Raw genomic sequence first — 24693 nt, 5'->3', positions numbered from 1 at the left:
GGTCGTTACGGGACCTGCCGGCCGCCGTAGGGGCGGACCCTGTGGCGGGGGCTGACCGTGCGGCGGGGCGGGCGGGTGAGGGTGATCTGGCGGACGAGTTGCTGGAAGCAGGCCAGGGCGGCGACTCCGGGAAGGGCCGCGGCAGCCGTGTCGGTGATGGTGCGGGGGGCCTGGGCCACGCACAGGAGGACCGCGACGGAGGAGAAGAGCAGGACGACGAACCAGGAGTGCAGGGCGCGTCGTTGGTGCAGGGCGGCGCGGAGGATGGAGAGCGAGCCGGCCAGCCAGGGGCCGTAGACCAGGATGGGCCACCAGGACGACGAGTCACCGCTGCTGTGCGCCGTGGTGACGAGCAGCAGGGGTTCGTAGGTGACCACGCCGCTGAAGACGCTCACCATCGACACGGTGACCGCGGCCAGGGCGGCGATGGTGTAGCTGGCCACGCGCAGGGCGTCGGGGCGGGGGCGCGGGGGCTTTCGGTGGGCGCGGGGGGCCCGGCGCAGGGGCGGGAGTTCGGCCGTGATCTCCTGCAGGTTGCCCATGGGGCTGCCGGCCGGGGGCGCGGTGACGGAGGTCTCCTCGCGCGGGGGCGGGACGGTGGGCGCGTACTCCTCGCGCGGGGGCGGGACCGTGGGGGCGTACTCCTCGCCGCGGGCCTCCTGGAGCAGGTAGGCCAGTTCCTCGGCCGGGTCCCAGGGAGGAACGGCGGGTTCCACGGGTTCCGCGTAGACGGCTCCGGCCCGGTGCCGCCCGGTTCCCGATTCGTTGAACGGATCGTGGGTGTCGGCGGTGTACCAGAGCGGGTCGTAGCGTTCATCATTCATGTCAGGATTGATTCATCGGGCCGGCGGGAGCACTCAACAGCTTTTGTGTGAAGTGCAGTTGGAGCGGACCTGACCTGCTTGCCTTCATACAGCGACTAACGGTGGCTGTTTCACTTGGATGCGCGGCGAATGAGTGAACGACCGGGGGGACAATGGTTTTGTCGAAGGCTCCGAATTTCTTTTTTTCTCTTGGCGTTCAGCATATGAGGGGCCCGGTCGCGGGCCGTGTGCATCCGCGGGGGCGTGCGCTGCGTCCACGCCGGTATGGATCTCGAGAAGGCGCCGGAGCCGGCGGGCGGTGAGGGGTGTCTCGTCGTCGCGATCCGGCTCCCCGTGCGGATCGTGGTGCTCGTGCTGGTCGTGCCGGTGCGGATGGTGTGGGACGCCCTGGTCGTCGCCGCGCGGTTCCTCGGCGACACGGTGTTCCGGCCGGTCGGGCGTGCGGTGCTGTGGGTGGGGCGTGCGGTGTTCGTGTGGCCGCTCGTGGGGCTGTGGCGGTACGTGCTCGTGCCCCTGGGGACGGCACTGCGGTGGCTCGGGACGGTGCTGCTCGTCGTCCCGGCCGTGGCGCTGTACCGGTGGGTGCTGACGCCCCTCGGTCATGCGGCGGTGTGGTTCCACGCCTGCGTGCTGACACCGCTGGGGCGCGGGCTCGCCGTGTGCGCCGCCGCCGTACGGGACGGTCTGCTGTGGCTGGGCCGCCGGCTCGTCGTCGTGCCCTCGGTGTGGCTGTACCGGTGGGTGCTGACGCCGGCCGGGCACGCGCTGCTGTGGTGCGGCAAGGGGCTGGTGGCGCTGGGCGCGCTGCTCGTCACCGGGCTCGGCGGCGTCCTGTACTGGACCACCCGGGTCCTGGTGGTGCTGCCGGCGCTCGCCGTGTGGCGCTGGGTGCTCGTCCCGGTCGGGCGGGTGCTCGGGGTCGTCGCCCGGGAGGCCGGCGCCGCGCTCGGGCACGCCTGGCGGATCGCCGGGTACGTCTCGTTCGCCGTGGGCCGGGCCTTCGCCGCCCTCGTCCGGTGGACGGTCGTGGAACCGGCGCGGTGGGTGTACCGGAGCGTGCTGACCCCGGTGGGACACGTGGTGCGCGACGCGGTGCTGCGGCCCGTCGCGGAGGCGGCACGGAGTGCGGGACGCGTCACACGGCACACCCTCCGTTCCGTCGGCGTGACCGTGCGCCAGGTGCGGTCGGACGTGCGGCGCGCGCTCCTCGGTGAGCGCGGAACGCCTGGCACGCAAGGCGTTCAGGAGGTCAAGAAGTCCCTCAGGTGAGACGAGGCGCCGACGCGGAGGGCATGCGGGGCGCCTCCCGGGGTACCGGTGCGCAGGGAGACCGTCCCGCCGGCTGGTGAGCGCCGCCGCACGGCGGCGTGACGAGGGCGGACCACCGGGGAACCGGCGTCCCTGCTTGCACGTACTCTGAAAGGGACCACGGCCCTGGTGCCCGACCGGGACAGCCGGGGCCGTCGTCGTACGGCCGTACCCTGGAAGGGAGGCGCGTCCCCGCGCCCCCTTGCGACAAGGAGAAGATCCACTGGGCAAGCGACAGCCCGAAGGCCCGCCGCCCGCACCCGCGGTGCAGCGCATCCGACTGCGCTACACCAAGCGCGGCCGCCTCCGGTTCACCAGCCACCGTGACTTCCAGCGTGCCTTCGAGCGCGCGTTGCGCCGTGCCGAGGTGCCGATGGCGTACTCGGCCGGCTTCACGCCGCACCCGAAGGTGTCGTACGCCAATGCCGCACCCACCGGCACGGGCAGCGAGGCCGAGTACCTGGAGATCGCGCTCACCGAGCCGCGGGATCCCGAGCGGCTGAGGGCCCTGCTCGACGAGTCGATGCCCGCCGGGCTGGACATCGTCGAGGCCGTCGAGGCCCGCACCTCCGGGCTCGCCGACCGGCTCACCGCCTCGGTGTGGGAGCTGCGGCTCGACGGGGTCGCCCCCGAGGACGCCCGCCGCGCGGTGGACGCCTTCGAGACGGCCGAGGCCGTGGAGGTCCAGCGCCGCACCAAGAACGGCATCCGTACCTTCGACGCCCGCTCCGCGGTCGTGGCGCTGGAAACCGCCGAGGCGGACTCCTCGCCGGCTGATAGGCCGACCGACCGGCCCTGTGCGATACTGCGGCTGGTTGTTCGGCACGTGACGCCTGCCGTACGACCCGACGACGTCCTGTCCGGTCTCCGCGCCGTGGCCGACCTGGCGCCGCCGGTCCCCGCAGCGGTGACCAGGCTGGCGCAGGGGCTGTTCGATGAAGAGACCGGCACGGTGACCGACCCGCTCGCGCCCGACCGCGAGGCAGCAGCGACCGAGCCGCAACCGGCCGCCGCGACTGCCACCGCGACGGCGCCGGCGTAAGGAAGGTCCCGCGTAGGGACGGACGTCGTAAGCGCCGCCCTCGAACTCGGGAGCCACCTGGGTCGGGCAGCGCACCGACCAGAAGACTTTCGCCAGGCCGTGCGCATTCGGCGTACGGAACCGGCGAGACAGGACACAGAGAGCTTCCGAGCGGCGCCCGCGCCCCGGACGGCGGCCATCGCGCATCGCGCGGGCCGCGGACGTCACCGGCATCGCCGGACCAGGCGCGGCGCCCGGGAGCCTGACGGGAGAAACGCCCGCATGCTCGAACCGACCGAGCCCACCGAGGGCTCCGAACCGAACAACACCCCCAGCGACACCCTGCCGCCCCGCCGGCGGCGGCGTGCCGCGTCCCGTCCGGCGGGACCGCCCGCCGCGACCGCGGAGACGACGGCCGAGACCGTCGCGCCGGCCATACCGGCCGCCGAGCCGGCCGCAGCTACCGCGTCCGCCGAGGCCACGGGGGCGACCGACACCGCCGAGGACCGGACCGGCACGGAGGAGAGCGCGGCCCCCGCGCCCCGTCGCCGCCGCGCCGTCCGCCGTGCGGCCGCGCCCGCCGGGGCGCCCGCGTCGGCGGAGGCCGCCGAGACCGTCGTACCGGCCACCGCGACCGCGGCCGAGCCGGCCGCCCCGGCGTCCGAGCCGGTCGCCGACGCCACGGAGGACGCCGCTCCGCGCCGTACCCGGCGCCGCGCCACCCGCACCGTGACCTCGCCCACGAAGGCGGAGGCGTCGACGACCGCCGACACCCCCGAGGGCCCGGCGTCCGCCGAGCCGGCCGCCCCGGCGTCCGAGCCGGTCGCCGACGCCACGGAGGACGCCGCTCCACGCCGCGCCCGGCGCCGCGCGACCCGCACCGTGACCTCGCCGGCCGCGGAGACCGCGACCGCCGAGACGCCGACCGCCGCCGCGACCGCCGAGCCCGCCGCCGAGGAGACCGCCCCGGCCGCCGAGGCCGCCCCCGAGCCCGCCACCGACGCCACGGAGGACGCTCCGCGCCGTACCCGTCGTCGTGCCTCGCGGCGCGCGTCCGCGCCCGCCGGTGCTCCCGCGCCGGCCGCCGCCGAGCGGAGCGACGAGGAAGAGACCGAGCAGGCCGCCCCGGCCGCCGAGGAGGCCCCGGTGACCCGGAACGACCAGCAGGACGACACCGCTGCCGAGGCGCCCGCTGCCGAAGCCCCGGAGGCCCCCGCGGACGAGGCCGCCCCGCGCCGCCGCCGTCGCGTCGTCCGCAAGGCCGCCGCCGGCTTCGCCGAGCCCGCGCGCCCCGCCCGCGGTGCCGAGGACGAGGACGCCGACGACGACGCCCCGCGCCGCCCGGCGCGTCCCGCCGTCGCCGTGTTCCAGCCCCCGGTCTTCACCGAGCCCCGCTTCCAGACCCCCGAGCGGGCCGCCGCCGAAGCGGCCGCCGGTACCGCCGAGCCCGTGGAGCCGGAGGAGGAGGAGACGGAGGAGCTGCCGGAGGAGCAGCCCACCGCTTCCCGCCGCCGGCGCCGCCGCCGCGGTGCCGCCGACGAGTCCGAGGCCGCCGCACCGGCCGCCGAGACCGCGCCCGAGGCCGACGCCGAGGACACCGACGAGCAGGCCGAGGACCAGCTGGACAGCGACGAGGGCGACGACCACGAGGACGGCGAGTCCTCCGGTTCGCGCCGTCGCCGTCGCCGCGGTGGCCGCCGCCGCCGGCGCGGTGACTCCGGCGACGCCGACGCCGACGGCGGCGAGTCCCAGGACGGCGACTCCGACGACACCGGGCGCGTCGCCGACGAGCAGGCCGCCCAGGACGCCGAGGACACCGCCGAGCAGACCGAGGAGGACGCCGAGGAGCGCGAGGAGCGCGACGACAACGGCGGCTCCAGCAGCAGCCGGCGCCGTCGTCGCCGCCGTCGCCGTGCCGGTGACAGCGGCGGGGACGCCGAGCCGTCCTCCGACGACCCCGAGCGCACCGTCGTCAAGGTCCGCGAGCCCCGGCCGAAGGCCGAGCCGTCCGACGAGGTGCAGTCCATCAAGGGCTCCACGCGTCTGGAGGCCAAGAAGCAGCGCCGCCGCGAGGGCCGCGAGCAGGGCCGCCGCCGGGTGCCGATCATCACCGAGGCCGAGTTCCTGGCCCGTCGTGAGGCCGTCGAGCGCGTCATGGTGGTCCGCCAGCACGGCGACCGCACGCAGATCGGCGTCCTGGAGGACGGGGTGCTCGTCGAGCACTACGTCAACAAGGAGCAGGCCACCTCGTACGTCGGCAACGTCTACCTCGGCAAGGTGCAGAACGTGCTGCCGTCGATGGAGGCCGCCTTCATCGACATCGGCAAGGGCCGCAACGCCGTCCTGTACGCCGGTGAGGTCAACTTCGACGCGCTCGGCATGTCGGGCGGACCGCGTCGCATCGAGTCCGCCCTGAAGTCCGGCCAGCCGGTCCTGGTGCAGGTCACCAAGGACCCGATCGGCCACAAGGGTGCCCGCCTCACCAGCCAGGTCTCCCTCCCGGGCCGCTACCTCGTGTACGTCCCCGAGGGCTCGATGACCGGCATCAGCCGCAAGCTGCCCGACACCGAGCGGTCCCGGCTGAAGACCATCCTCAAGAAGATCGTCCCCGAGGACGCGGGCGTCATCGTGCGCACCGCGGCCGAGGGCGCCAGCGAGGAGGAACTGCGCCGGGACGTCGAGCGGCTCCAGGGGCAGTGGGAGGAGATCAAGAAGAGGTCCAAGAACGGCGGCACCGCGCCGACGCTGCTGTACGGCGAGCCGGACATGACCGTCCGCGTCGTCCGGGACATCTTCAACGAGGACTTCTCCAAGGTCATCGTCAGCGGTGACGAGGCCTGGGAGACCATCCACGGCTATGTCTCCCACGTCGCGCCCGACCTGGCCGGCCGCCTGCAGCGCTGGACCAGCGAGGTCGACGTCTTCGCCACGTACCGGATCGACGAGCAGCTCGCCAAGGCGCTGGACCGCAAGGTGTGGCTGCCCAGCGGCGGTTCGCTGGTGATCGACCGGACCGAGGCGATGGTCGTCATCGACGTCAACACCGGCAAGTTCACCGGCCAGGGCGGCAACCTCGAGGAGACGGTCACCAGGAACAACCTGGAGGCGGCCGAGGAGATCGTGCGCCAGCTGCGGCTGCGCGACCTCGGCGGCATCATCGTCATCGACTTCATCGACATGGTGCTCGAGTCCAACCGGGACCTGGTGCTGCGCCGCCTGCTGGAGTGCCTGGGCCGGGACCGTACGAAGCACCAGGTCGCCGAGGTGACCTCGCTGGGCCTGGTCCAGATGACCCGCAAGCGGGTCGGCCAGGGCCTGCTGGAGTCGTTCTCCGAGACCTGCGTCCACTGCAACGGGCGCGGTGTCATCGTCCACCTCGACCAGCCGTCCTCCGCCGGCGGCGGCAAGCGTCGCAAGCGGGCGCGCGCCGGTGCGGCGGAGCAGCCGCACGAGCACGAGGCGGCCGCGTCCGTCGAGACGGCTGAGCAGGAGGCGGAGACGGAGAGCGAGGTCGCCGCCGAGGCGGCCGAGCCGCTCGCGCTGCCCGCCCCCGAGTTCACCCCGGACGAGGAGCTGTACAGCAGCGCCGCCGAGGCGGAGGCCGCGGCCGGCCGTGGCCGTTCGCGGCGCCGGGCGAGCCGTCGGGTGTCGTCCCCGGCGGGTGCCCCGCAGCGCGAGTCCGGCAGGTCCGGCCGCAAGCAGGCCGAGGAGCCCGTACGGGCGGACGAGGCGCCGGCGGCGGAGGTGACCGAGGGCCCGACGGCGCAGGACGTCACGGCCGCCGAGGAGGCCGCGCGGCCCGTGCAGCCGGAGTCGGCAGCCGAGGCGCTGGCCGAGCCGGCCGCCGCCGAGGACGCCGTGGTGCCGCCCACCACCGAGGAGGCCGCCCCGCGGGGCCGTACCCGGCGCCGGGCCACCCGCAAGGTGTCCGCACCGGCCGGTTCCCCGGCGGGAGCGGAGGCCGCGGTGGTGACCGTCACCGAGCCCGTGAAGGCGGAGGAGGCACCGAAGGCCGAGGAGACTCCGGCCGAGGCCGCCCCGGCGGAGCCCGCGCCTGAGGCGTCGGCACCGGCCCGTCCGCGCCGGCGCGCGGTGCGCAAGGCGAGCACGTCGACCGCGTCCGAGGACACGGCCGTCGTGGTCCTGCCGGCCGCCCCGGCGGAGGAGCAGGCGCCCCCACGGACCGCTGCCGAGGAGCCCGCCGCCGAGACCGCCGACGCGGCCGAGGAGGGCGCCGAGGAGGCCGCTCCGGCCAAGAAGACCGCCCGCAAGGCGGCCAAGAAGGCCACGGCGAAGAAGGCCGCCACCAAGAAGGCGACCACGGCCAAGAAGACCGCCGCCAAGAAGACGACGACGACGGCGAAGAAGACCGCCGCCAAGAAGTCGACGGCGAAGAAGGCCACGGCCAAGAAGACGGCGGCCGCCGAGCAGCAGGCGCCGTCCTCGGTCACCGCGTCGGCCGACGAGAGCTGACCGGCGTCTACCCTGTGTGGTCCCGTCCCCCGCGGGGGGCGGGACCACACGTTTGTGTTCCGTTAGGAGAAGAACCGCGATGATAGGCCTCGTGCTCGCGGCCGGCGCCGGCCGGCGTCTGCGCCCGTACACCGACACGCTGCCCAAGGCCCTGGTGCCGGTGGGCGCGGAGGGCGACCCGGACGCCGTGACCGTCCTCGACCTCACGCTGGCGAACTTCGCGGAGATCGGGCTGACCGAGGTGGGTGTCGTCGTGGGCTACCGCAAGGAGGCCGTGTACGAGCGGCAGGCGGCGCTGGAGGCGAAGTACGGGCTGAAGCTGACGCTGATCGACAACGACAAGGCGGAGGAGTGGAACAACGCCTACTCGCTGTGGTGCGCGCGGGACGCTTTGAAGGACGGCGTGATCCTGGCCAACGGTGACACGGTGCACCCGGTGTCGGTGGAGCGGACGCTGCTGGACGCGCGGGTGACGGCAGGAGGATCATCCTGGCGCTGGACACGGTGAAGAAGCTCGCCGACGAGGAGATGAAGGTCGTCGTCGACCCGGAGAAGGGGATGACGCGGATCACGAAGCTGATGGACCCGGCGGAGGCGACGGGTGAGTACATCGGCGTGACGCTGATCGAGGGGAGGCGGCGGCCGAGCTGGCGGACGCGTTGAAGGCGACGTTCGAGCGGGATCCGCAGCTGTACTACGAGGACGGCTACCAGGAGCTGGTGAACCGGGGCTTCCGGATCGACGTGGCGCAGATCGGTGACGTCCGGTGGGTCGAGATCGACAACCACGACGACCTCGCCCGCGGCCGGCAGATCGTCTCCGGGCGCTGAGCCGGACGGGCCTCGGGGGTCCGGTTTGACCCCCGTGGGCCCGGCCCCGTAACCTTGACCGTCGGCGTGTCCATCGGGACCGCCACATCCCCGTAAACCTCTTCCTCCCGGACGCGGGCCGCGATCGGGAGAGGTCGCCCGCGCTTGCGTGGGCGACTGGCCTGCGGGGGTGCCGTTCTTCGAGTGAGAGTGAGATCCGCGTGTACGCCATCGTGCGCAGCGGTGGTCGCCAGCACAAGGTTGCTGTCGGCGACATCGTCGAGGTTGACAAGATTTCCACCGCCAAGGTCGGCGACACGGTCGAGCTCTCGACCCTGCTCGTCGTCGACGGCGACGCCGTGACCAGCGACCCGTGGGTGCTGGCCGGCATCAAGGTCCAGGCCGAGGTCGTGGACCACCACAAGGGCCAGAAGATCGACATTCTGCGCTACAAGAACAAGACCGGCTACCGCCGTCGTCAGGGCCACCGCCAGCAGTACACGGCGATCAAGGTCACTGAGATCCCCGCGGCTGCGAAGTAAGGGACTGAGGAGAGATGGCACACAAGAAGGGCGCATCGTCCACCCGTAACGGTCGTGACTCCAACGCCCAGCGCCTCGGCGTGAAGCGCTTCGGTGGTCAGGCCGTCAACGCGGGCGAGATCCTGGTCCGCCAGCGCGGCACCCACTTCCACCCGGGCGCCGGCGTCGGCCGTGGCGGCGACGACACCCTGTTCGCGCTGCAGGCCGGTGCGGTGCAGTTCGGCACCCACCGTGGCCGTAAGGTCGTGAACATCGTTCCGGTCGCCTGATCGGACACTTTCGCGAGGCGGACCTCACTTCCCGACGGGAAGCGGGTCCGCCTTTCGCGTGTTACCCAAGAGACACAACCCCGTAGTAGCTGGAGGCACATTCCATGACCACCTTCGTGGACCGCGTCGAACTGCATGTCGCCGCGGGTAGCGGAGGTCACGGCTGTGCCTCCGTCCATCGCGAGAAGTTCAAGCCCCTCGGCGGACCCGACGGCGGCAACGGCGGACGTGGCGGCGACGTGATCCTCACCGTCGACCAGTCCGTGACCACGCTGCTCGACTACCACCACTCGCCGCACCGCAAGGCCACCAACGGCAAGCCCGGAGAGGGCGGCAACCGCTCCGGCAAGGACGGCCAGGACCTGATCCTGCCGGTGCCGGACGGCACCGTGGTGCTCGACAAGGCGGGCAACGTGCTCGCCGACCTCGTCGGCCACGGCACCTCCTTCGTCGCCGCCCAGGGCGGTCGCGGCGGGCTCGGCAACGCCGCCCTCGCCTCGGCGCGGCGCAAGGCGCCCGGGTTCGCGCTGCTCGGTGAGCCGGGCGACCTGCGCGACGTCGTCCTGGAGCTGAAGACCGTCGCCGACGTGGCCCTCGTGGGCTACCCCAGCGCCGGCAAGTCGTCCCTGATCTCCGTGCTCAGCGCCGCCAAGCCGAAGATCGCCGACTACCCCTTCACCACGCTGGTGCCCAACCTCGGTGTGGTCACCGCCGGTTCGACCGTCTACACCATTGCCGACGTCCCCGGCCTGATCCCCGGCGCCAGCCAGGGCAAGGGGCTGGGCCTGGAGTTCCTCCGCCACGTCGAGCGGTGCAGCGTGCTGGTGCACGTGCTGGACACCGCCACGCTGGAGTCCGACCGCGACCCCCTCTCCGACCTCGACGTCATCGAGGAGGAGCTGCGGCAGTACGGCGGCCTGGACAACCGACCGCGGATCGTCGTCCTCAACAAGATCGACGTGCCCGACGGCAAGGACCTCGCCGACATGGTCCGCCCGGACCTGGAGGCGCGCGGCTACCGCGTGTTCGAGGTGTCCGCCGTGGCCCACACCGGACTGCGGGAGCTGTCGTTCGCGCTCGCCGACCTGGTCGGCACGGCCCGCGCCGCCCGGCCGAAGGAGGAGGCGACCCGCATCGTCATCCGTCCCAAGGCGGTGGACGACTCCGGCTTCACCGTCACCCGCGAGGAGACCGGCGGCGAGCTGGTGTTCCGGGTGCGCGGTGAGAAGCCCGAACGCTGGGTGCGACAGACCGACTTCAACAACGACGAGGCCGTCGGCTACCTGGCCGACCGGCTCAACCGCCTCGGTGTCGAGGACGCGCTGATGAAGGCCGGCGCCCGCTCCCGCGACGCCGTGGCCATCGGCCCCGAGGACAACGCCGTGGTCTTCGACTGGGAGCCGTCCGTCACCGCCGGTGCCGAGATGCTCGGCCGCCGTGGTGAGGACCACCGCTTCGAGGCGCCCCGCCCGGCCGCCCAGCGTCGCCGCGACCGCGACGCCGAGCGGGACGAGGCGGAGCGGGAGTACGACGGCTTCGAGCCGTTCTAGTCCGCACGGCGCACCGCGCGCACCGCACGTACGGAGGGCCCGTTCCGAACGGAACGGGCCCTCCTCGTACGTGCGGTGCCTCAGTTGCCGGGCGTCCGGCTCAGGTCCGCCCCGAAGAGCCGCAGCAGCCGCTGCTCCACCACCGGGGTCAGCGCCTCGACGTAGGCGTCCGCCAGGTGGCCGTAGTCCCGGTACACCAGGGTGTTGCCCACCACGACCGGGCAGTTGCCGGAGGGGGCGCAGACCCAGGGGGACGGGTCGATGACCGCCACGTCCTCGGCGGCCGCCGCTTCGCGGATCGCCTGGGTCACCGAGGGCTGCTTGTCGGACTCGGACAGCTTGTTGGCGCACTCGCCCAGGTCGTCCGGGTTGGCGACCGCGCAGTCCACCGCGTTGTTCTTCGGCCAGGGGTTGTCGAGCAGCGTGAGCACCCGGGTGCGGCCCTGCTGGAGGATCCGGTACGTTTCCGCCTGGCCCTTGCCCCACTCGGTGGCGGTGTCGCCCTCACCCCACAGCTTCGCGGAGTTGGAGCTGGAGGTGACGACCAGTTCGGGCTCCATCGCGCGGATCTTGTCGATGGTCACCTCACGCCAGTCGTCGCAGGACGAGTAGGGGCCGTTGTTGTACGCGATGGTGATCTGGGAGACCTTGCACGCGTTCTTGGTGAACGAGTAGAGCTTCCAGTGGTGCTTGCGGGCGATCGCGTCGAACGCCGGGAACCACTGCGCGACGTGCGAGTCGCCGAACAGCACCACGCTGCGGTCGCCGTCCTTGTCGCCGTACAGGCACGGCTGCGTCTGCTTCTCGTCGGACATGGTCAGCGCGCAGTCGTCGTTGTAGACGGCCGTCCGCTTGTACGCCACGTCGTGCACGTTGGGCGAGAGGTTGGACGGCATCTTGTCCGCCGGGTGCTGCAGCAGACGGGTCAGCGCGGCCTGCGGGTCGGGGGCCTGGGCGATCGCCTCCTTGGTGTTCTGCTGGGCGCCGCCCGACGACAGGCTCGGCGGGAACTGCACGGCGACCAGCGCGGCCACCGCCGCGACGGCCGACAGACCGAGGCCCAGCGACAGGCCCCTCGCCGCGTGCGCCTTGAACGCCCGGTGGAACCGCATGGGGTCCTCGATCAGGTGCAGCGTCCCCCAGGCCAGCACGAGACCGCACAGGGCGGCGATCAGCCGCAGCGGACCCTCGTGCTCGCCGAACCCGGCGGCCGCGGGCACGATGACGATGAGCGGCCAGTGCCAGAGGTACCAGGCGTAGGAGACGCCGCCGACCCAGACCGCGGGCCGCAGCGACAGCACCAGCCCCGCGCCGTAGCGGCCGCCCGCCGCGCCGCCGGCCAGCACGGCGGCGGCACCGAGGACCGGCACCACGGCGTTGTGGCCGGGGAAGACGGTGTGGTCGTCGAAGGCCACCGCCGCGTAGGCGATGGCGGCCAGGCCGGCCCAGCTGAGGACCGCGGCGACGGGACGCGGGATGTCGTTCAGCCGGTGGGCCACCAGCGCCAGCAGAGCGCCCACCGCCAGCTCCCAGATCCGGCCCTGCGAGCCGAAGTAGGCCCACGACGGGGACGTCTCGGTGAGGTGCAGGTTCACGGCGAAGGACGCGACGGCCAGGGCCAGCAGCGGGATCGCCAGCAGGGACCGGCGCCGGAAGATCTTCAGCGCGACGATCAGCAGGACGGGCCAGATCAGGTAGAACTGCTCCTCCACCGCCAGCGACCAGAAGTGCTGGAACGGCGAGGGCGGCACGTCGGTGTTGAAGTAGTCGGTGCCCGAGTCGGCCAGCCGGAAGTTGACGACGTACCAGGCGGACGCGATGGCGTCCTTGGCGTAGTCCGCGAACCGCAGCGGGCCCAGGAAGAGCCAGGACCCGGCCAGCGTCGCCATGACGACGAGGGTGGAGGCGGGCAGCAGACGCATGGCCCGGCGGGAGTAGAAGCGGGCCAGGGAGATCCGGCCCTCGCGCTTCCACTCGCGGAGCATGAGCGAGGTGATCAGGAAGCCCGAGATCACGAAGAAGACGTCGACGCCGACGAATCCGCCGGCCAGGGAGGAGACACCCGCGTGGGCGACCACGACGAGCGAGACGGCGACCGCGCGCAGGCCCTGGATGTCGAGTCGCAGTCCTGCGCCGCCCGTTGCCGGGGCGGAGCCCTTCCCGGACGGCGGTCCGGGAGCGTCGCCCCGCGCCGGGGGAACGGACGGGGCGTCATCTGATGAAGGCCGCGGTGGGGACGCGAGATCGCGGGCGGACACCTTGGGGGTTCTCCTTGCTCGTGGAGCGTCGACGAGACGTGTGCGGGATCTGCGGCACGGTCCGGGGCTCTGCGCCGCCGGGGCCTGCTGACCGCCGGTGATCGACTCGGAGTCAGACGGTCGAGCGTATCTCCGTCAGGTCCGGAATCATGACGAGTTTCGTGCCATTGTCGTAACAGATGGGTGAGAAGGGCCGACAGGCGGGGACGCCGGGCTCGTCGGGACCCGGTGTCCGGACACGCGTCGCCGGGTCACCCGTTCCCGGGGTCCGCCCGGTCGCCGCGCTCGGTGCGCGGCGTACGACCGGACGCCCCCGGAGCGGACGCGTTCCCCCCGTTGTCCTGACGGACGGCCCCTCTTCAGACGAAGGTGGCCCGCTCCGGCGCGTCGGCCTGCTCCGACAGGCCGGCCTGCGCGGACTTCCGCTCGGCCTCCAGGCGGTCGTAGCGGGCCATGGTGCGCTGGAAGGAACGCGTGGCCAGCAGCAGCCGGTAGACGACGAGCACCTCGAAGGCGAGCAGCAGGGCGCCCGCGACGACCGTCGGCCAGAAGACGGAACCCAGCAGCGGGGCGATGATGAAGATCGTCATCTGGAACTCGATGCCGCTGAACAGGTGGATGCGGATGCGGTGGCTGACGAGGAAGTCGCGCAGCCGCACATAGCCGGGGAGGCGCGTGATGAACGTGCTCTGCGGCGCCACGGCGGGAGCGGCCGGCGCGGAGGACTCGGCCGCGGACGCGTCGCTCGCCGTCGGCTGGGCGGGCACCCGGGCGGCGCTCTTCACCGGCGTGTCGTCGGCCTCGGAGTCGTCGTCGGGGGTGTCGGCCTCGGCGGAGGCGTCGACGAGCCCCAGCTCCTCGGCGCGCTCACGCTGCGTCCGCCGCATGTTCAGGCGGACCTTCCATATCTCCAGCGCGTCCATGTAACGGAGCATGTCGAGGAAGACCACGGCCAGCGCGAGCCATATGTAGGTGACGTCGTCGGTCCGCTGGTACTGCCCGCCCATGAGGGCGATGGCGCAGATGAGCACGCGGACGCGGTCGAAGATGTAGTCGAGCCAGGCACCGAACGCGGAGCCCTTCCCCGTCAGACGGGCGAGCTTCCCGTCCATGCAGTCCAGGATGAAGCTGACGTGGTAGACGACGGCTCCGGCCACCAGCCACTGCCAGTCACCCTGGGCGAAGCAGGCGGCGGCCCCGATCCCCAGCACCAGGGCGGCCCAGGTGATCTGGTTCGGTGTCACCCGGGTCCACATGGCGGTCCACCGGACCAGCGGGGTGGCGACGGGATCGACCAGGAGAACGGTCCACCAGGCGTCTCGCTGTTTCTCCGTGAGGCGGCGGACTTCGGGGAGTGAAGGTACACGCATGACCGTAAGTCTGCATGCTCGCCCGAACACTCTGCTTCCAAACGCGAGTGTGTGCTACGTCACGAATGCGATCCGCGGAACCTCAGCAGGGATGGAATCTCAAGAGGGGTGGACATGTCCGAAAGAATACGCGTATGCAATAGATTGACGCGGGAATTGCCGGTCGCAAACACGGGCAACGATCGTGGAGACTCTGCCGGTGGTGGTGGCCTCCTCCGTCGAACAGGAATGTGACTGTGTTGCTGTAAACTTCCCCTCTGCGGCTTGACCCTGACGGAGCCCTGTGCGCTCCGAGTGTGGCGCCGTATGGGGGTGCAGCGCTCGTTTCCGCTGGTCGTCTTGATGCCCCCATCATGTAGGCCACGTCGGGACTCGCCGAGAGGTTTGGGATTGAAGTGAGTGTGCGTACCCGCATCGGAAGCAGTCTGAAGTCGCGGACCAAGAGCGCGATGCAGGCGCAGAAGCGCCGGGCGTGGTTGTTGCGGGTGACGCGGCAGCGGCAGGGCCTGTTGCGGTCTGACGCGGGTGTGCGTCAGGTGACGTTCGACGGTGAGCCGTTGTGGGGGCGGGTGGGCGACTCCTTCACGGCGGCGGGTGCCGCGGCGGAGAATCTGGGGCTGGTCGCGGATGCCCTGGAGCGTGCGGGGATCGCGTATTTCGTGGTGCCGGGTGTGTCGCGTACGTCGTGGGCGTTGGGTGTGCGTGAGGCGGACCGGGAGGCGTTCCTGGCGTCGATGCGTGAGCTGTACGCGGGGACGGTGGTGTTCGCCGCGCGTCCGCGTGCGGGTGGGGTGTCGGACTTCTCGTTGTTCGCGGACGAGGTTTGGCCGAAGTCGTTGTCGTCGGCTCCGGTGATGCGGTTCGGTGTGGTGCGGCTGGGCCGGTGGGTCAGGTTCTGGGTGGTCCGCAGCTGGGCTGTGACGTGGAGTTCTGGCAGGACGGCGCGGATGTGCTGGCGGGTCCCTCGGCCGAGGCGGAGCTGGCGCGTGTCTCGCCGCAGGCCTCCGCCGACGTGCTGGCCGACTCGCTGGTGGCCCCCCGGCGCAACCGGATATCGGACGTCATGCCCACCGCCGAGCAGAAGTCCGCGAAGATCACCGTCGAGGGCCGGGACTACCCGACGTTCGCGCCGTTCACGGTGACGACGGTGGAGGACGTGACCTTCCCCATCGACGTCGTCTACACCTGGGTCGACGGCGAGGACCCCGAGCTGCGCGCCAAGCGCCAGAAGTACAAGAGCGAGGGCGTCCCGGCGATCCTCGACAAGGAGACCAACGAGTCCCGGTACACCAGCCACGACGAGCTGAAGTACTCGCTGCGGTCGCTGGAGATGTACGCCGGCTTCGTGCGGCACGTCTACATCGTCACCGACGGCCAGACGCCGGAGTGGCTGGACGCGGACGCGCCCGGCATCACGGTCGTGGACCACAAGGACATCTTCCCCGAGGGCGTCCTGCCGGTCTTCAACTCGCACGCCATCGAGACGCGGCTGCACCACATCCCGGGCCTGTCGGACCACTACCTGTACTTCAACGACGACGTGTTCGTCGGCCGCAGCGTCACCCCCCAGCACTTCTTCTACGGAAACGGCATCGCCCGTATCCCGTTCTCGCCGCTCAAGGTCGGCGTCGGCCAGCCGCACGGCGGCGAGACCGCCACCAACTCGGCCGGCAAGAATGTGCGCCAGCTGCTGCTCAAGGCCCACGACCGCTTCATCACCCACAACTTCATGCACACGCCGCTCCCGCAGGTGCGGTCCGTGCTGAAGGAGCTCGAGGAGATGTTCCCCGAGGAGGTCGGTCAGACCATGCGGTCCCGCTTCCGGTCCCCGGACGACATCGCGATGACCGCCTCGATGCACTACAACCACGCGTACATCACCGGCAAGGGCGTCCCCGGCAAGTTCCGCTTCCGGTACGTCAACATCAGCCGTGAGGACGCGGACCGCCGGCTCGAGGGCATCAGGACGAAGCGCAACTTCGACTTCTTCTGCCTCAACGACGTCGACGTCCCCCAGGACCAGCGCGCCGCCGTCACGGCCCGTATGTTCTCCTTCCTGGAGGAGTACTTCCCCTTCCCGAGCTCCTTCGAGAAGGCACCTGAAAGCAAGTCCTCCGGGAAGCGTTGATGACACCGGGCTCGCGGCGGATCCGGAAGCTCGCGCGCCGGGGACTCGGCGTCGGCCGCATGGTGCGCGACCAGGCGTCCGCCGCGCTGCTCGACCGGCAGCGCCGGGGCCTGCTGGAATCCCACGCGGGTGTGCGGCACGCGGTCTTCGACGGTGAGCCGTTGTGGGGGCGGGTGGGCGACTCCTTCACGGCGGCGGGTGCCGCGGCGGAGAATCTGGGGCTGGTCGCGGATGCCCTGGAGCGTGCGGGGATCGCGTATTTCGTGGTGCCGGGTGTGTCGCGTACGTCGTGGGCGTTGGGTGTGCGTGAGGCGGACCGGAGGCGTTCCTGGCGTCGATGCGTGAGCTGTACGGGGACGGTGGTGTTCGCCGCGCGTCCGCGTGCGGGTGGGGTGTCGGACTTCTCGTTGTTCGCGGACGAGGTTTGGCCGAAGTCGTTGTCGTCGGCTCCGGTGATGCGGTTCGGTGTGGTGCGGCTGGGGCCGGTGGGTCAGGTTCTGGGTGGTCCGCAGCTGGGCTGTGACGTGGAGTTCTGGCAGGACGGCGCGGATGTGCTGGCGGGTCCCTCGGCCGAGGCGGAGCTGGCGCGTGTCTCGCCGCAGGCCTCCGCCGACGTGCTGAGGGACTCCCTCGTCGCCCCCCGGCGCAACCGCGTCGCCGACGTGCTGCCGACCGCGGAGCGGAAGCCCGCGAAGGTCACGGTCGGCGGGCGGGTCCACCCCACCTTCGCGCCGTTCACGGTGACGACGGTGGAGGACGTGACCTTCCCCATCGACGTCGTCTACACCTGGGTCGACGGCGAGGACCCCGAGCTGCGCGCCAAGCGCGAGCGCCACCGCGAGGGGAACGACGGCGGCATCGCCGCCCGCGAGGTCGGGGAGTCGCGCTACACCAGCCACGACGAGCTGAAGTACTCGCTGCGGTCGCTGGAGATGTACGCCGGCTTCGTGCGGCACGTCTACATCGTCACCGACGGTCAGACGCCGGAGTGGCTGGACGCGGACGCGCCCGGCATCACGGTCGTGGACCACAAGGACATCTTCCCCGAGGGCGTCCTGCCGGTCTTCAACTCGCACGCCATCGAGACGCGGCTGCACCACATCCCGGGCCTGTCGGACCACTACCTGTACTTCAACGACGACGTGTTCGTCGGCCGCAGCGTCACCCCCCAGCACTTCTTCCACGGCAACGGCGTCGCCCGCCTGCCGTTCTCGACCTACCAGATCGGGGTCGGCGCCCCGCACCCCCAGGCCTCCGCCCCCAACTCCGCCGGACGGAACGTGCGCCGGCTGCTGGAGGAGACCTACGGGGTGTCCATCACCCACAAGTTCCTGCACACCCCGCACCCCCAGCGCCGCGATGTGCTGAACGACCTGGAGCGGGACTACCCCGACGCGATCGAGCGGACCATGCGGTCGAAGTTCCGCTCCATCGAGGACGTGGCGACGGCCACCTCCTTCCACCACCACCTGGCGCTGCTGACCGGCCGCGCCGTCCCGGGGAAGTTCAAGTACCGCTACGTCGACGTCGGCAAGGCCCACCTGGAGGAGCGGGTGGAGTCCCTGAAGGAGCGGCGCGGCTACGACTTCTTCTGCCTGAACGACGTGGACACCCCCCCGGAGCGCCGCGCGTACGTACGCGGCTACGTCCACGACTTCCTGGAGTGGTACTTCCCCTACCCGAGCTCCTTCGAGCGCCGCTGAACCCCACCGGGCCGGACACCGGCCCGGAACGCCACGCCCGGGCCGCCGTCGCGCCCGGGCGTCGTCACGTTCCGGCGGTCACGCCCGCGTCGGCGCCCCCGACGGCACCCCGGCGCCCGGGGACACGGCCTCCGGAGCCACGGAGCCCGGAGCCACGGGGGCCGGGGACACGGTGTGCGGGACGGGCTCGCGCCGCTGCCCCGGCAGCTCCGCCGGCCGTCCGGAGGCCCGCCGCCGGTGTTCCAGCGCGGCGGCGCCGAGCGCCCGTACGGCCGCCGCGAAACGCTCCTGGGACGCCGGTTCCGCCGGGCCCAGCAGCCGGGCCTTCAACACGGAGCGCTCCTCCGCGAGTTCGTCCTTCTCCGGGTGGCGGACCGTCTCCAGCAGGGCCGGCACCCCGCTCGCGTCCGGGGTGAGGACCGTCGCCGCCGCCACGGTCGGGAAGGCCGCGCGGAACTCCTCCTCCGGCATCCCGCCGGTGTTGGCCACCGCGTACGGCTTGCCGCTCGCCAGGAAGTCGCTGATCACGCTCGACACATCGCTGATCAGCAGGTCGGCGACGTTGAAGCAGGCGTAGAGGGAGGGGCGGGCGTCCACCACGACCTGGTGCTCCCACTCCGGCAGCGACGCCCAGTGGGCCGCCTCCCACGCCCGCGCCGCCCGCGCCACGGCCTCCGCCCGGCCCGGCTCGGGCGCGCACTGGACGAGCATCCGCTCGGCCTGGTCGGCCCCCTCCCGGAACTCGGACGCGGTGAGCCGGTCCAGCTCCGCGGTCAGCGCGGCCAGTTCCTTCGACGGGGCGGGGCGCGGCCCGGAGCGGGTCCGGTTGGCCGAGCGGATCATTTCCCGGATGCGGCGGTCCGCGGCGCCCGCCCGCGGGTCCACCGAGCCGGTCAGCGGATGCGGCTTGTACAGCAGCCGCACCCCCGGGTCGGCGAGCAGCGCCCGCACCAGGTTCTCGCCGGCCGCGATCACCGAGGTGTTGCCCGGGTTGCCGTCCCAGCCCTCCCAGGTCGGCGCGTACAGCACGGTGGTGTAGGCGCCCGCAGGCGGCCCCGCGTACGGCCGTACCGCGTCCAGCTGCGGGCGGCCGATCTCCACCACGTCCTTGTCCTCGACCCCGACGTCGGCCAGCGCGTACCGCTCGCGCGCCGCCGGGCCGGCCACCCACACCTCGTCGTACGCCTTCGCGTACGGGTTGCAGGACGACAGCTTGTCGCTCTCGCCGTGGTTGACGAAGGCGTGCCTGATCGTGGGGATGCGCAGCACCTGGGACGTCTTGCCCGAGTTGGAGGGGTGGATGAGGACCTGGAGCGTGGAGTGCTCCAGCCGCATCAGCGTGGGCACCTTCGGCAGGCACACGATCGGGATGTCGGTGGCCGGGATCCGGGACACCATGAACCGCTCGCGCAGGACGACGAGCGGCCGGGCGTCGAGCCGGGCCAGCGGCTCCAGCCACATCCCGGCCTGGTAGACGGAGGCCACCCCGCCGGAGAAGTACAGCCCGACCGTGGGCCGGTACTCGGCCAGCCAGGCGTCGAACCAGGCGAGCACCTCCTGCTCGCCCGCCGGCCGCCGGCCCGGCAACAGCCGCAGCAGCAGGGTCGCCAGCCCGGCCAGTGCCAGCACCAGCGACAGCCCGATCCCGGCCGCCGCGCAGCGCGGGTCGTCCGTCACCGCCGTCGCCGTCAGCCCGGCCGTCGCGGGCAGGCCGAACACGAGCAGCCGGTGCCCGGGGCGGCGCAGCAGCGCGGGCGGGGCGGGGGAGAGGCGCAGCGCCGAGGCGTCGATGTTGCGGGTCACCACGGGGAGCGTGCGGGTGCGGCGCACCAGTACGGACACGGCCTGGATGGCGCAGTGCAGGGCGTAGCAGAGCAGCAGACCGGCCAGCAGCGGGGCGTACTGCGTCTCGCGGTGCTGCTCGCCGAGCCGCAGGAGCCCCACGACCAGCAGCAGGTCGCGCAGCACATGGCGGACGGTGATGTCGGCGTGCGCCTTGGCGAACAGCGCCGGCACCCCCCGCTGCCAGCGGTACAGCACGCCCTCGACGGCCAGGGACACGGCGGTCGCGGCCAGCAGCAGCGGCACGTTCGGGGCCAGGGCCGCCACGGCCTGCACCACGTAGGCGCCGGCCAGGAGGGACGCCGTCAGGACGGTGGCGAGCGCGGGGCGGCCGGGCGGGCGGAGCAACGGGAGGCGGCGTCGGCGGGCTGCCGCGCCGAACCACCGACGGGACGTGGGTAGGGGCACTGCGGTCACTCCAGGGTCGTGAGGGACGTGCGCCCGGTTAACGCCCGTCGGCCTCCGGACGACACGCGCGTGCCTGCGGGCCCCGGTCGATGCCGTCGTAGGGGTGTCCGCCGACAAGGCCGACGCCACGGGGTGCGAGCGCCCCGTCGGGACGGCTGATGCGGCGAGCCCGCCCCCCGGCACGGCCGGTCATGCGAACGGCGTACGGCGGCCGCGCGGCCGGGCCCGGGGATGTCCGGAGGCTGGACCCGCGAGCGGCCTTCCGCGCCCTTCGCGTAGATTGCCTGGCGGGCGAAAGATCGGCGCGAGGGGAGCGACGGCAAGGTGGCAGGGGCACGGCAGGCCGTGGGCGAGGCGCGCAGGATCGTCGTCAAGGTCGGCTCCTCGTCGCTGACCACCGCGGCGGGCGGACTGGACGCCGACCGCGTCGACGCGCTCGTGGACGTCCTGGCCAAGACCAGGAGCGGCGGAGAGCGGGAGGTCGTCCTCGTCTCCTCGGGCGCCATCGCCGCCGGCCTCGCGCCGCTGGGACTGCGCCGCCGCCCCCGGGACCTGGCCCGGCAGCAGGCCGCCGCCAGCGTCGGCCAGGGGCTGCTGGTCGCCCGGTACACGGCCTCCTTCGCCCGCTACGGCGTCCGGGTCGGCCAGGTGCTGCTGACCAGCGACGACATGAGCCGCCGGGCCCACCACCGCAACGCCTCCCGCACCCTGGACAAGCTGCTCGCGATGGGCGCCCTCCCGGTCGTCAACGAGAACGACACGGTGGCCACCGACGAGATCCGCTTCGGCGACAACGACCGGCTCGCCGCCCTCGTCGCCCATCTGGTCCGCGCCGACCTGCTGGTGCTGCTGTCCGACGTGGACGGCGTCTACGACGGCGACCCCTCCCGCCCCGGCACCTCGCGGATCGCGGAGGTCAGGGCCCCCGAGGACCTCGCCCACGTGGAGATCGGCAGCGCCGGCAAGGCGGGGGTCGGCACCGGCGGCATGGTCACCAAGGTCGAGGCCGCCCGGATCGCCGCCGCCGCGGGCATCCAGGTGGTGCTGACCAGCGCGGTCCACGCGGCGGAGGCGCTCGGCGGCGGCGACACGGGCACCTACTTCCACCCCACGGGGCGCCGCTCCGCCGACCGGCTGCTGTGGCTGCAGCACGCCTCCACCCCGCAGGGTTCGCTGACCCTGGACGACGGGGCGGTGCGCGCGGTCGTGCAGGGCCGCAAGTCGCTGCTGCCGGCCGGCATCGCCGGGGTCGAGGGCGAATTCAGCGCGGGCGACCCGGTGGAGCTGCGGGACCGGGAGGGACGGGCGGTGGCCCGCGGGCTGGTCAACTTCGACGCCCGGGAGATCCCCCGCCTGGTGGGGCGCTCGACCCACGAGCTCGCCCGGGACCTCGGACCGGGGTACGAACGCGAGGTCGTACACAGGGACGATCTCGTGGTCCTGCAACCGTAATGCCCCAAAACGTCGGCCCCCGGTGGTGGACGTTCCGCGAAACTGCCCCACGAGCCGCGACGGCCTGCTCAACTTTGTCGCAGGGACAAATCCGCCCGGCCCCGGGTGGTCCGCGTGTGAAGGAGGCCGTCGTGAGACGAGTGCGCCCTGGGACGACGGTGTCTCCCGGTGGTCGCGGCTCCCGGGCGGCGGGCGAGGAGCGCGCCCTGACCAGCGTCACGGCCGGGGACCGGCACCGGGGCGGTGAGGCGCGCGACCTGCCCCGCCTGTGGCACGTCACCCTCAGCGTGTCCGGTGAGCCCGCCCCCGTCGCGGAGGTCCGGCGGGCGCTGGAGCAGCTGGCCCAGGACCACCCGTTCCTGCTGACCAGCCGCTACGCCGACGACCACGCGGAGATCCGCTACTGGGAGGAGGCCCGCGACCTGCACGACGCGGCCGCGGTGGCGCTGCGCCTGTGGGGCGAGCACCGGCGGACCGCGGGGCTGCCGCCCTGGGAGATCGTCGGCCTTGAGGTCATCGACCGCGCCACCTACCGCCAGCGCGTGGCAGCGGGCCACGGCCCGGTCCCGGCGACCCCGGTCGGGGTGCACCCGTTCCCTTGAGGGGCGCCGAGGTGGCGGTGAGTGCCGAGGTGGCGGTGAGTCAGGGGGCGGGCGTCCGCCCGGGTGGCGCACCGCACCACTCGTCCCATCCGTTTTGCGGGTGAAAGTCCCCGTCTCGGGGTGTGGGACGAGCGCCTCCGCGGCAGGCCGCGCGCACTACCCTTCCCCTCATGACCACGCTCTCGCCGTACGACTCGATGTCCCCGGTCAGCCAGGCCGCCTACCGCGCCAAGGGCGCCGCCGCCACCCTCGCGCCGCTGCCGCGTGCCACCAAGGACGACGCGCTGCTCGCCATCGCGGACGCGCTGGAGGTCCGCACGAGCGAGATCGTCGAGGCCAACGCCCAGGACGTGGCCAAGGCCCGGGACGCCGGCATCAGCGAGGGCATGATCGACCGGCTCACGCTCACCCCGGAGCGGGTGCGCGCCATCGCCGCCGACGTCCGGGACGTGGCCGCGCTGCCCGACCCGGTCGGCGAGGTGGTCCGCGGCTCGACCCTGCCCAACGGCATCGACCTGCGCCAGGTCCGGGTGCCGCTCGGCGTGGTCGGGATCATCTACGAGGGCCGGCCCAACGTGACGGTCGACGCCGCGGCCCTCTGCCTGAAGTCGGGCAACGCGGTCCTGCTGCGCGGCTCGTCCTCCGCCTACCGCTCCAACACCGCGCTGGTGCGGGTGCTGCGCGACGCCGTGCACGGCGCGGGCCTGCCCGCCGACGCCGTCCAGCTGGTCCCCGGCGAGAGCCGGGACAGCGTGCGCGAGCTGATGCGCGCCCGGGGCCTGGTCGACGTGCTCATCCCGCGTGGCGGCGCCTCGCTGATCAACACGGTCGTGCAGGAGTCCGTCGTCCCGGTCATCGAGACCGGCACCGGCAACTGCCACGTGTACGTCGACGCCCAGGCCGACCTCGACATGGCCGTCGACATCCTGATCAACTCCAAGGCCCAGCGGGTCGGCGTGTGCAACGCCGCCGAGACCCTGCTGGTGCACCAGGACATCGCCGCCGAGTTCCTGCCCCGCGCGCTGGACGCCCTCGCCGACGCCGGGGTCACCGTGCACGCCGACGAGCGCGTGATGGCGTACGCCAAGGACTCCCGCGCCACCGTCGTGGAGGCCACCACGGAGGACTGGGAGACCGAGTACCTCTCCTACGACATCGCCGCCGCCGTGGTCGACTCCCTCGACCGGGCGGTCGAGCACATCCGGCTGTGGACCTCCGGCCACACCGAGGCCATCGTCACCGGCTCGCAGCAGGCCGCCCGCCGGTTCACCCAGCTGGTGGACTCCACCACGGTGGCGGTGAACGCCTCCACCCGGTTCACCGACGGCGGTCAGTTCGGCTTCGGCGCCGAGATCGGCATCTCGACGCAGAAGCTGCACGCCCGCGGTCCGATGGGCCTGCCCGAGCTGACCAGCACGAAGTACATCGTCACCGGCGACGGCCACACCCGGCGCTGACCACGCGCCCGGCGGGGACGCCTGGGCGCGGCGGTGTCCGGAGAACGGACGAATTTCCATACCGTCTGCCCAAAATGACCCCCCAGGTCTACTCTGGATCCGTGCCGGAGGACGTGGGGGGCACGCCGTTCCCTGACGGCTGGGAGCCCGACGACGACCACGACCGCGGGGTGTCGGACGAAGAGTTCGCCTCCGTGGTGTTCGACGAGGCCTTCGTGCAGGCGGCCGCGGTGCACGAGCCGACCGCCGTGGAGCGCCTCCTGGCCGCCGCGCAGGCCAGGGCGGAGGCCTCCGAGGCCGAGGCCCACCGGGCCCGCGCCCGCGGCGAGCGCTACGACGACGGCTACGGCGGCTACCGGGGCGGTGACGCCTACGACGAGGACGAGGACGCCGACGTCCTGGAGGCCGGATACGGTTCCCCCTTCGGGCGACAGGTGCGCTGGCACCGCCCTGTGGCCTGGATGCTGGCCCTGGTGCTGGGCGTCGGCATGGTCGCGCTCGCGTTCTCGGCGGTCTACCGGGGTGCCTCCCCGCAGCGCCAGGATCCCGTCCCGCCGCCCGCCACGACCGGGGTCGGACAGGGCGGCGCGGCGGCACCCTCCGCATCGGCCGACCACTCCCGGCCGACCGTCCCGGTGTTACCCGGCGGCAGCCCCTGAGACCCGTCGCCCGCTTGG

16 protein-coding genes and 1 pseudogene are annotated in these 24693 nt (G+C 72.7%); 13 read left to right on the top strand and 4 right to left on the bottom strand.

Features of this window, described 5'->3' with window-relative positions; all coding sequences use genetic code 11:
• Positions 1 to 5: 5 nt before the first annotated feature.
• A complete protein-coding gene (locus tag F3L20_RS26390; protein WP_150156454.1) occupies positions 6 to 824 on the bottom strand; it encodes a DUF2637 domain-containing protein in 819 nt (272 codons plus the stop codon).
• Positions 825 to 1088: 264 nt separating this feature from the next.
• Between F3L20_RS26390 and F3L20_RS26385 the strand changes: the two genes are divergently transcribed.
• The 7 genes and pseudogenes from F3L20_RS26385 (at position 1089) to obgE (ending at position 10796) form a co-directional block, all read left to right on the top strand.
• Positions 1089 to 2093, top strand: coding sequence for a hypothetical protein (locus F3L20_RS26385; protein WP_150156453.1), 1005 nt, complete (start codon positions 1089 to 1091; stop codon positions 2091 to 2093).
• 304 nt (positions 2094 to 2397) lie between these two features.
• On the top strand, positions 2398 to 3174 hold the full coding sequence (locus tag F3L20_RS26380) for a TIGR03936 family radical SAM-associated protein (protein ID WP_145827789.1): 777 nt from the start codon (positions 2398 to 2400) through the stop codon (positions 3172 to 3174).
• A 261-nt stretch (positions 3175 to 3435) separates the two neighbouring features.
• Entirely contained in the window at positions 3436 to 7626 is a 4191-nt protein-coding gene (locus F3L20_RS26375; protein WP_150156452.1) for an Rne/Rng family ribonuclease, read from the top strand.
• 79 nt (positions 7627 to 7705) lie between these two features.
• A pseudogene (locus F3L20_RS26370) lies at positions 7706 to 8456 on the top strand (sugar phosphate nucleotidyltransferase).
• Positions 8457 to 8656: 200 nt separating this feature from the next.
• Entirely contained in the window at positions 8657 to 8977 is a 321-nt protein-coding gene (gene rplU, locus F3L20_RS26365; RefSeq protein ID WP_004931419.1) for a 50S ribosomal protein L21, read from the top strand.
• Between the two features lie 14 nt (positions 8978 to 8991).
• Positions 8992 to 9246: a 50S ribosomal protein L27 gene (gene rpmA, locus F3L20_RS26360; RefSeq protein ID WP_003976205.1), complete on the top strand. Its 255-nt coding sequence runs from the start codon at positions 8992 to 8994 to the stop codon at positions 9244 to 9246.
• Positions 9247 to 9350: 104 nt separating this feature from the next.
• Complete coding sequence (gene obgE, locus F3L20_RS26355) at positions 9351 to 10796, top strand: GTPase ObgE (RefSeq protein ID WP_150156451.1); 1446 nt, start codon at positions 9351 to 9353, stop codon at positions 10794 to 10796.
• Positions 10797 to 10876: 80 nt separating this feature from the next.
• On the opposite strand, the gene F3L20_RS26350 is transcribed toward obgE, so the two are convergent.
• The gene (locus tag F3L20_RS26350; protein WP_150156450.1) at positions 10877 to 13054 is read right to left on the bottom strand and encodes an acyltransferase family protein; all 2178 of its coding nucleotides are present in this window, start codon (positions 13052 to 13054) and stop codon (positions 10877 to 10879) included.
• Between the two features lie 359 nt (positions 13055 to 13413).
• Complete coding sequence (locus F3L20_RS26345) at positions 13414 to 14424, bottom strand: CDP-alcohol phosphatidyltransferase family protein (protein ID WP_167534616.1); 1011 nt, start codon at positions 14422 to 14424, stop codon at positions 13414 to 13416.
• A gap of 883 nt (positions 14425 to 15307) precedes the next feature.
• On the opposite strand from F3L20_RS26345, the gene F3L20_RS26340 reads away from it, so the two are divergent.
• Positions 15308 to 16552, top strand: coding sequence for a stealth family protein (locus F3L20_RS26340; protein ID WP_240810762.1), 1245 nt, complete (start codon positions 15308 to 15310; stop codon positions 16550 to 16552).
• Entirely contained in the window at positions 16552 to 18255 is a 1704-nt protein-coding gene (locus tag F3L20_RS26335; RefSeq protein ID WP_150156449.1) for a stealth family protein, read from the top strand. The genes F3L20_RS26340 and F3L20_RS26335 overlap by 1 nt, the downstream gene beginning before the upstream one ends.
• Before the next feature lie 78 nt (positions 18256 to 18333).
• On the opposite strand, the gene F3L20_RS26330 is transcribed toward F3L20_RS26335, so the two are convergent.
• Complete coding sequence (locus F3L20_RS26330; RefSeq protein ID WP_240810761.1) at positions 18334 to 20445, bottom strand: hypothetical protein; 2112 nt, start codon at positions 20443 to 20445, stop codon at positions 18334 to 18336.
• Positions 20446 to 20829: 384 nt separating this feature from the next.
• Here F3L20_RS26330 and proB point away from each other — a divergent pair, with 384 nt between their 5' ends.
• The 4 genes from proB to F3L20_RS26310 all read left to right on the top strand — a co-directional run bounded on the left by proB (position 20830) and on the right by F3L20_RS26310 (position 24675).
• Positions 20830 to 21957 (top strand): glutamate 5-kinase, encoded by a 1128-nt coding sequence (gene proB, locus F3L20_RS26325; protein ID WP_145825682.1) that lies wholly within the window; start codon positions 20830 to 20832, stop codon positions 21955 to 21957.
• A gap of 131 nt (positions 21958 to 22088) precedes the next feature.
• Positions 22089 to 22559, top strand: a complete 471-nt coding sequence (locus F3L20_RS26320; RefSeq protein ID WP_051490107.1) for a hypothetical protein — start codon at positions 22089 to 22091, stop codon at positions 22557 to 22559.
• Between the two features lie 170 nt (positions 22560 to 22729).
• A complete protein-coding gene (locus F3L20_RS26315; RefSeq protein ID WP_145825681.1) occupies positions 22730 to 24016 on the top strand; it encodes a glutamate-5-semialdehyde dehydrogenase in 1287 nt (428 codons plus the stop codon).
• A gap of 74 nt (positions 24017 to 24090) precedes the next feature.
• Positions 24091 to 24675 (top strand): hypothetical protein, encoded by a 585-nt coding sequence (locus tag F3L20_RS26310; protein ID WP_150156447.1) that lies wholly within the window; start codon positions 24091 to 24093, stop codon positions 24673 to 24675.
• Positions 24676 to 24693: the final 18 nt, after the last annotated feature.

Source organism: Streptomyces tendae, from assembly GCF_008632955.1.
In the GTDB taxonomy this organism is placed as follows: Bacteria; Actinomycetota; Actinomycetes; order Streptomycetales; family Streptomycetaceae; genus Streptomyces.
This window is presented reverse-complemented; position numbering and strand designations above follow the sequence as displayed.

What these genes read in the sequence shown, in the direction of transcription:
- F3L20_RS26390 (WP_150156454.1), bottom strand. Translation starts at nt 824, where the DNA reads ATGAATGATGAACGCTACGACCCGCTCTGGTACACCGCCGACACCCAC.
- F3L20_RS26385 (WP_150156453.1), top strand. Translation starts at nt 1,089, where the DNA reads ATGGATCTCGAGAAGGCGCCGGAGCCGGCGGGCGGTGAGGGGTGTCTC.
- F3L20_RS26375 (WP_150156452.1), top strand. Translation starts at nt 3,436, where the DNA reads ATGCTCGAACCGACCGAGCCCACCGAGGGCTCCGAACCGAACAACACC.
- rpmA (WP_003976205.1), top strand. Translation starts at nt 8,992, where the DNA reads ATGGCACACAAGAAGGGCGCATCGTCCACCCGTAACGGTCGTGACTCC.
- obgE (WP_150156451.1), top strand. Translation starts at nt 9,351, where the DNA reads ATGACCACCTTCGTGGACCGCGTCGAACTGCATGTCGCCGCGGGTAGC.
- F3L20_RS26345 (WP_167534616.1), bottom strand. Translation starts at nt 14,424, where the DNA reads ATGCGTGTACCTTCACTCCCCGAAGTCCGCCGCCTCACGGAGAAACAG.
- F3L20_RS26335 (WP_150156449.1), top strand. Translation starts at nt 16,552, where the DNA reads ATGACACCGGGCTCGCGGCGGATCCGGAAGCTCGCGCGCCGGGGACTC.
- F3L20_RS26315 (WP_145825681.1), top strand. Translation starts at nt 22,730, where the DNA reads ATGACCACGCTCTCGCCGTACGACTCGATGTCCCCGGTCAGCCAGGCC.
- F3L20_RS26310 (WP_150156447.1), top strand. Translation starts at nt 24,091, where the DNA reads ATGACCCCCCAGGTCTACTCTGGATCCGTGCCGGAGGACGTGGGGGGC.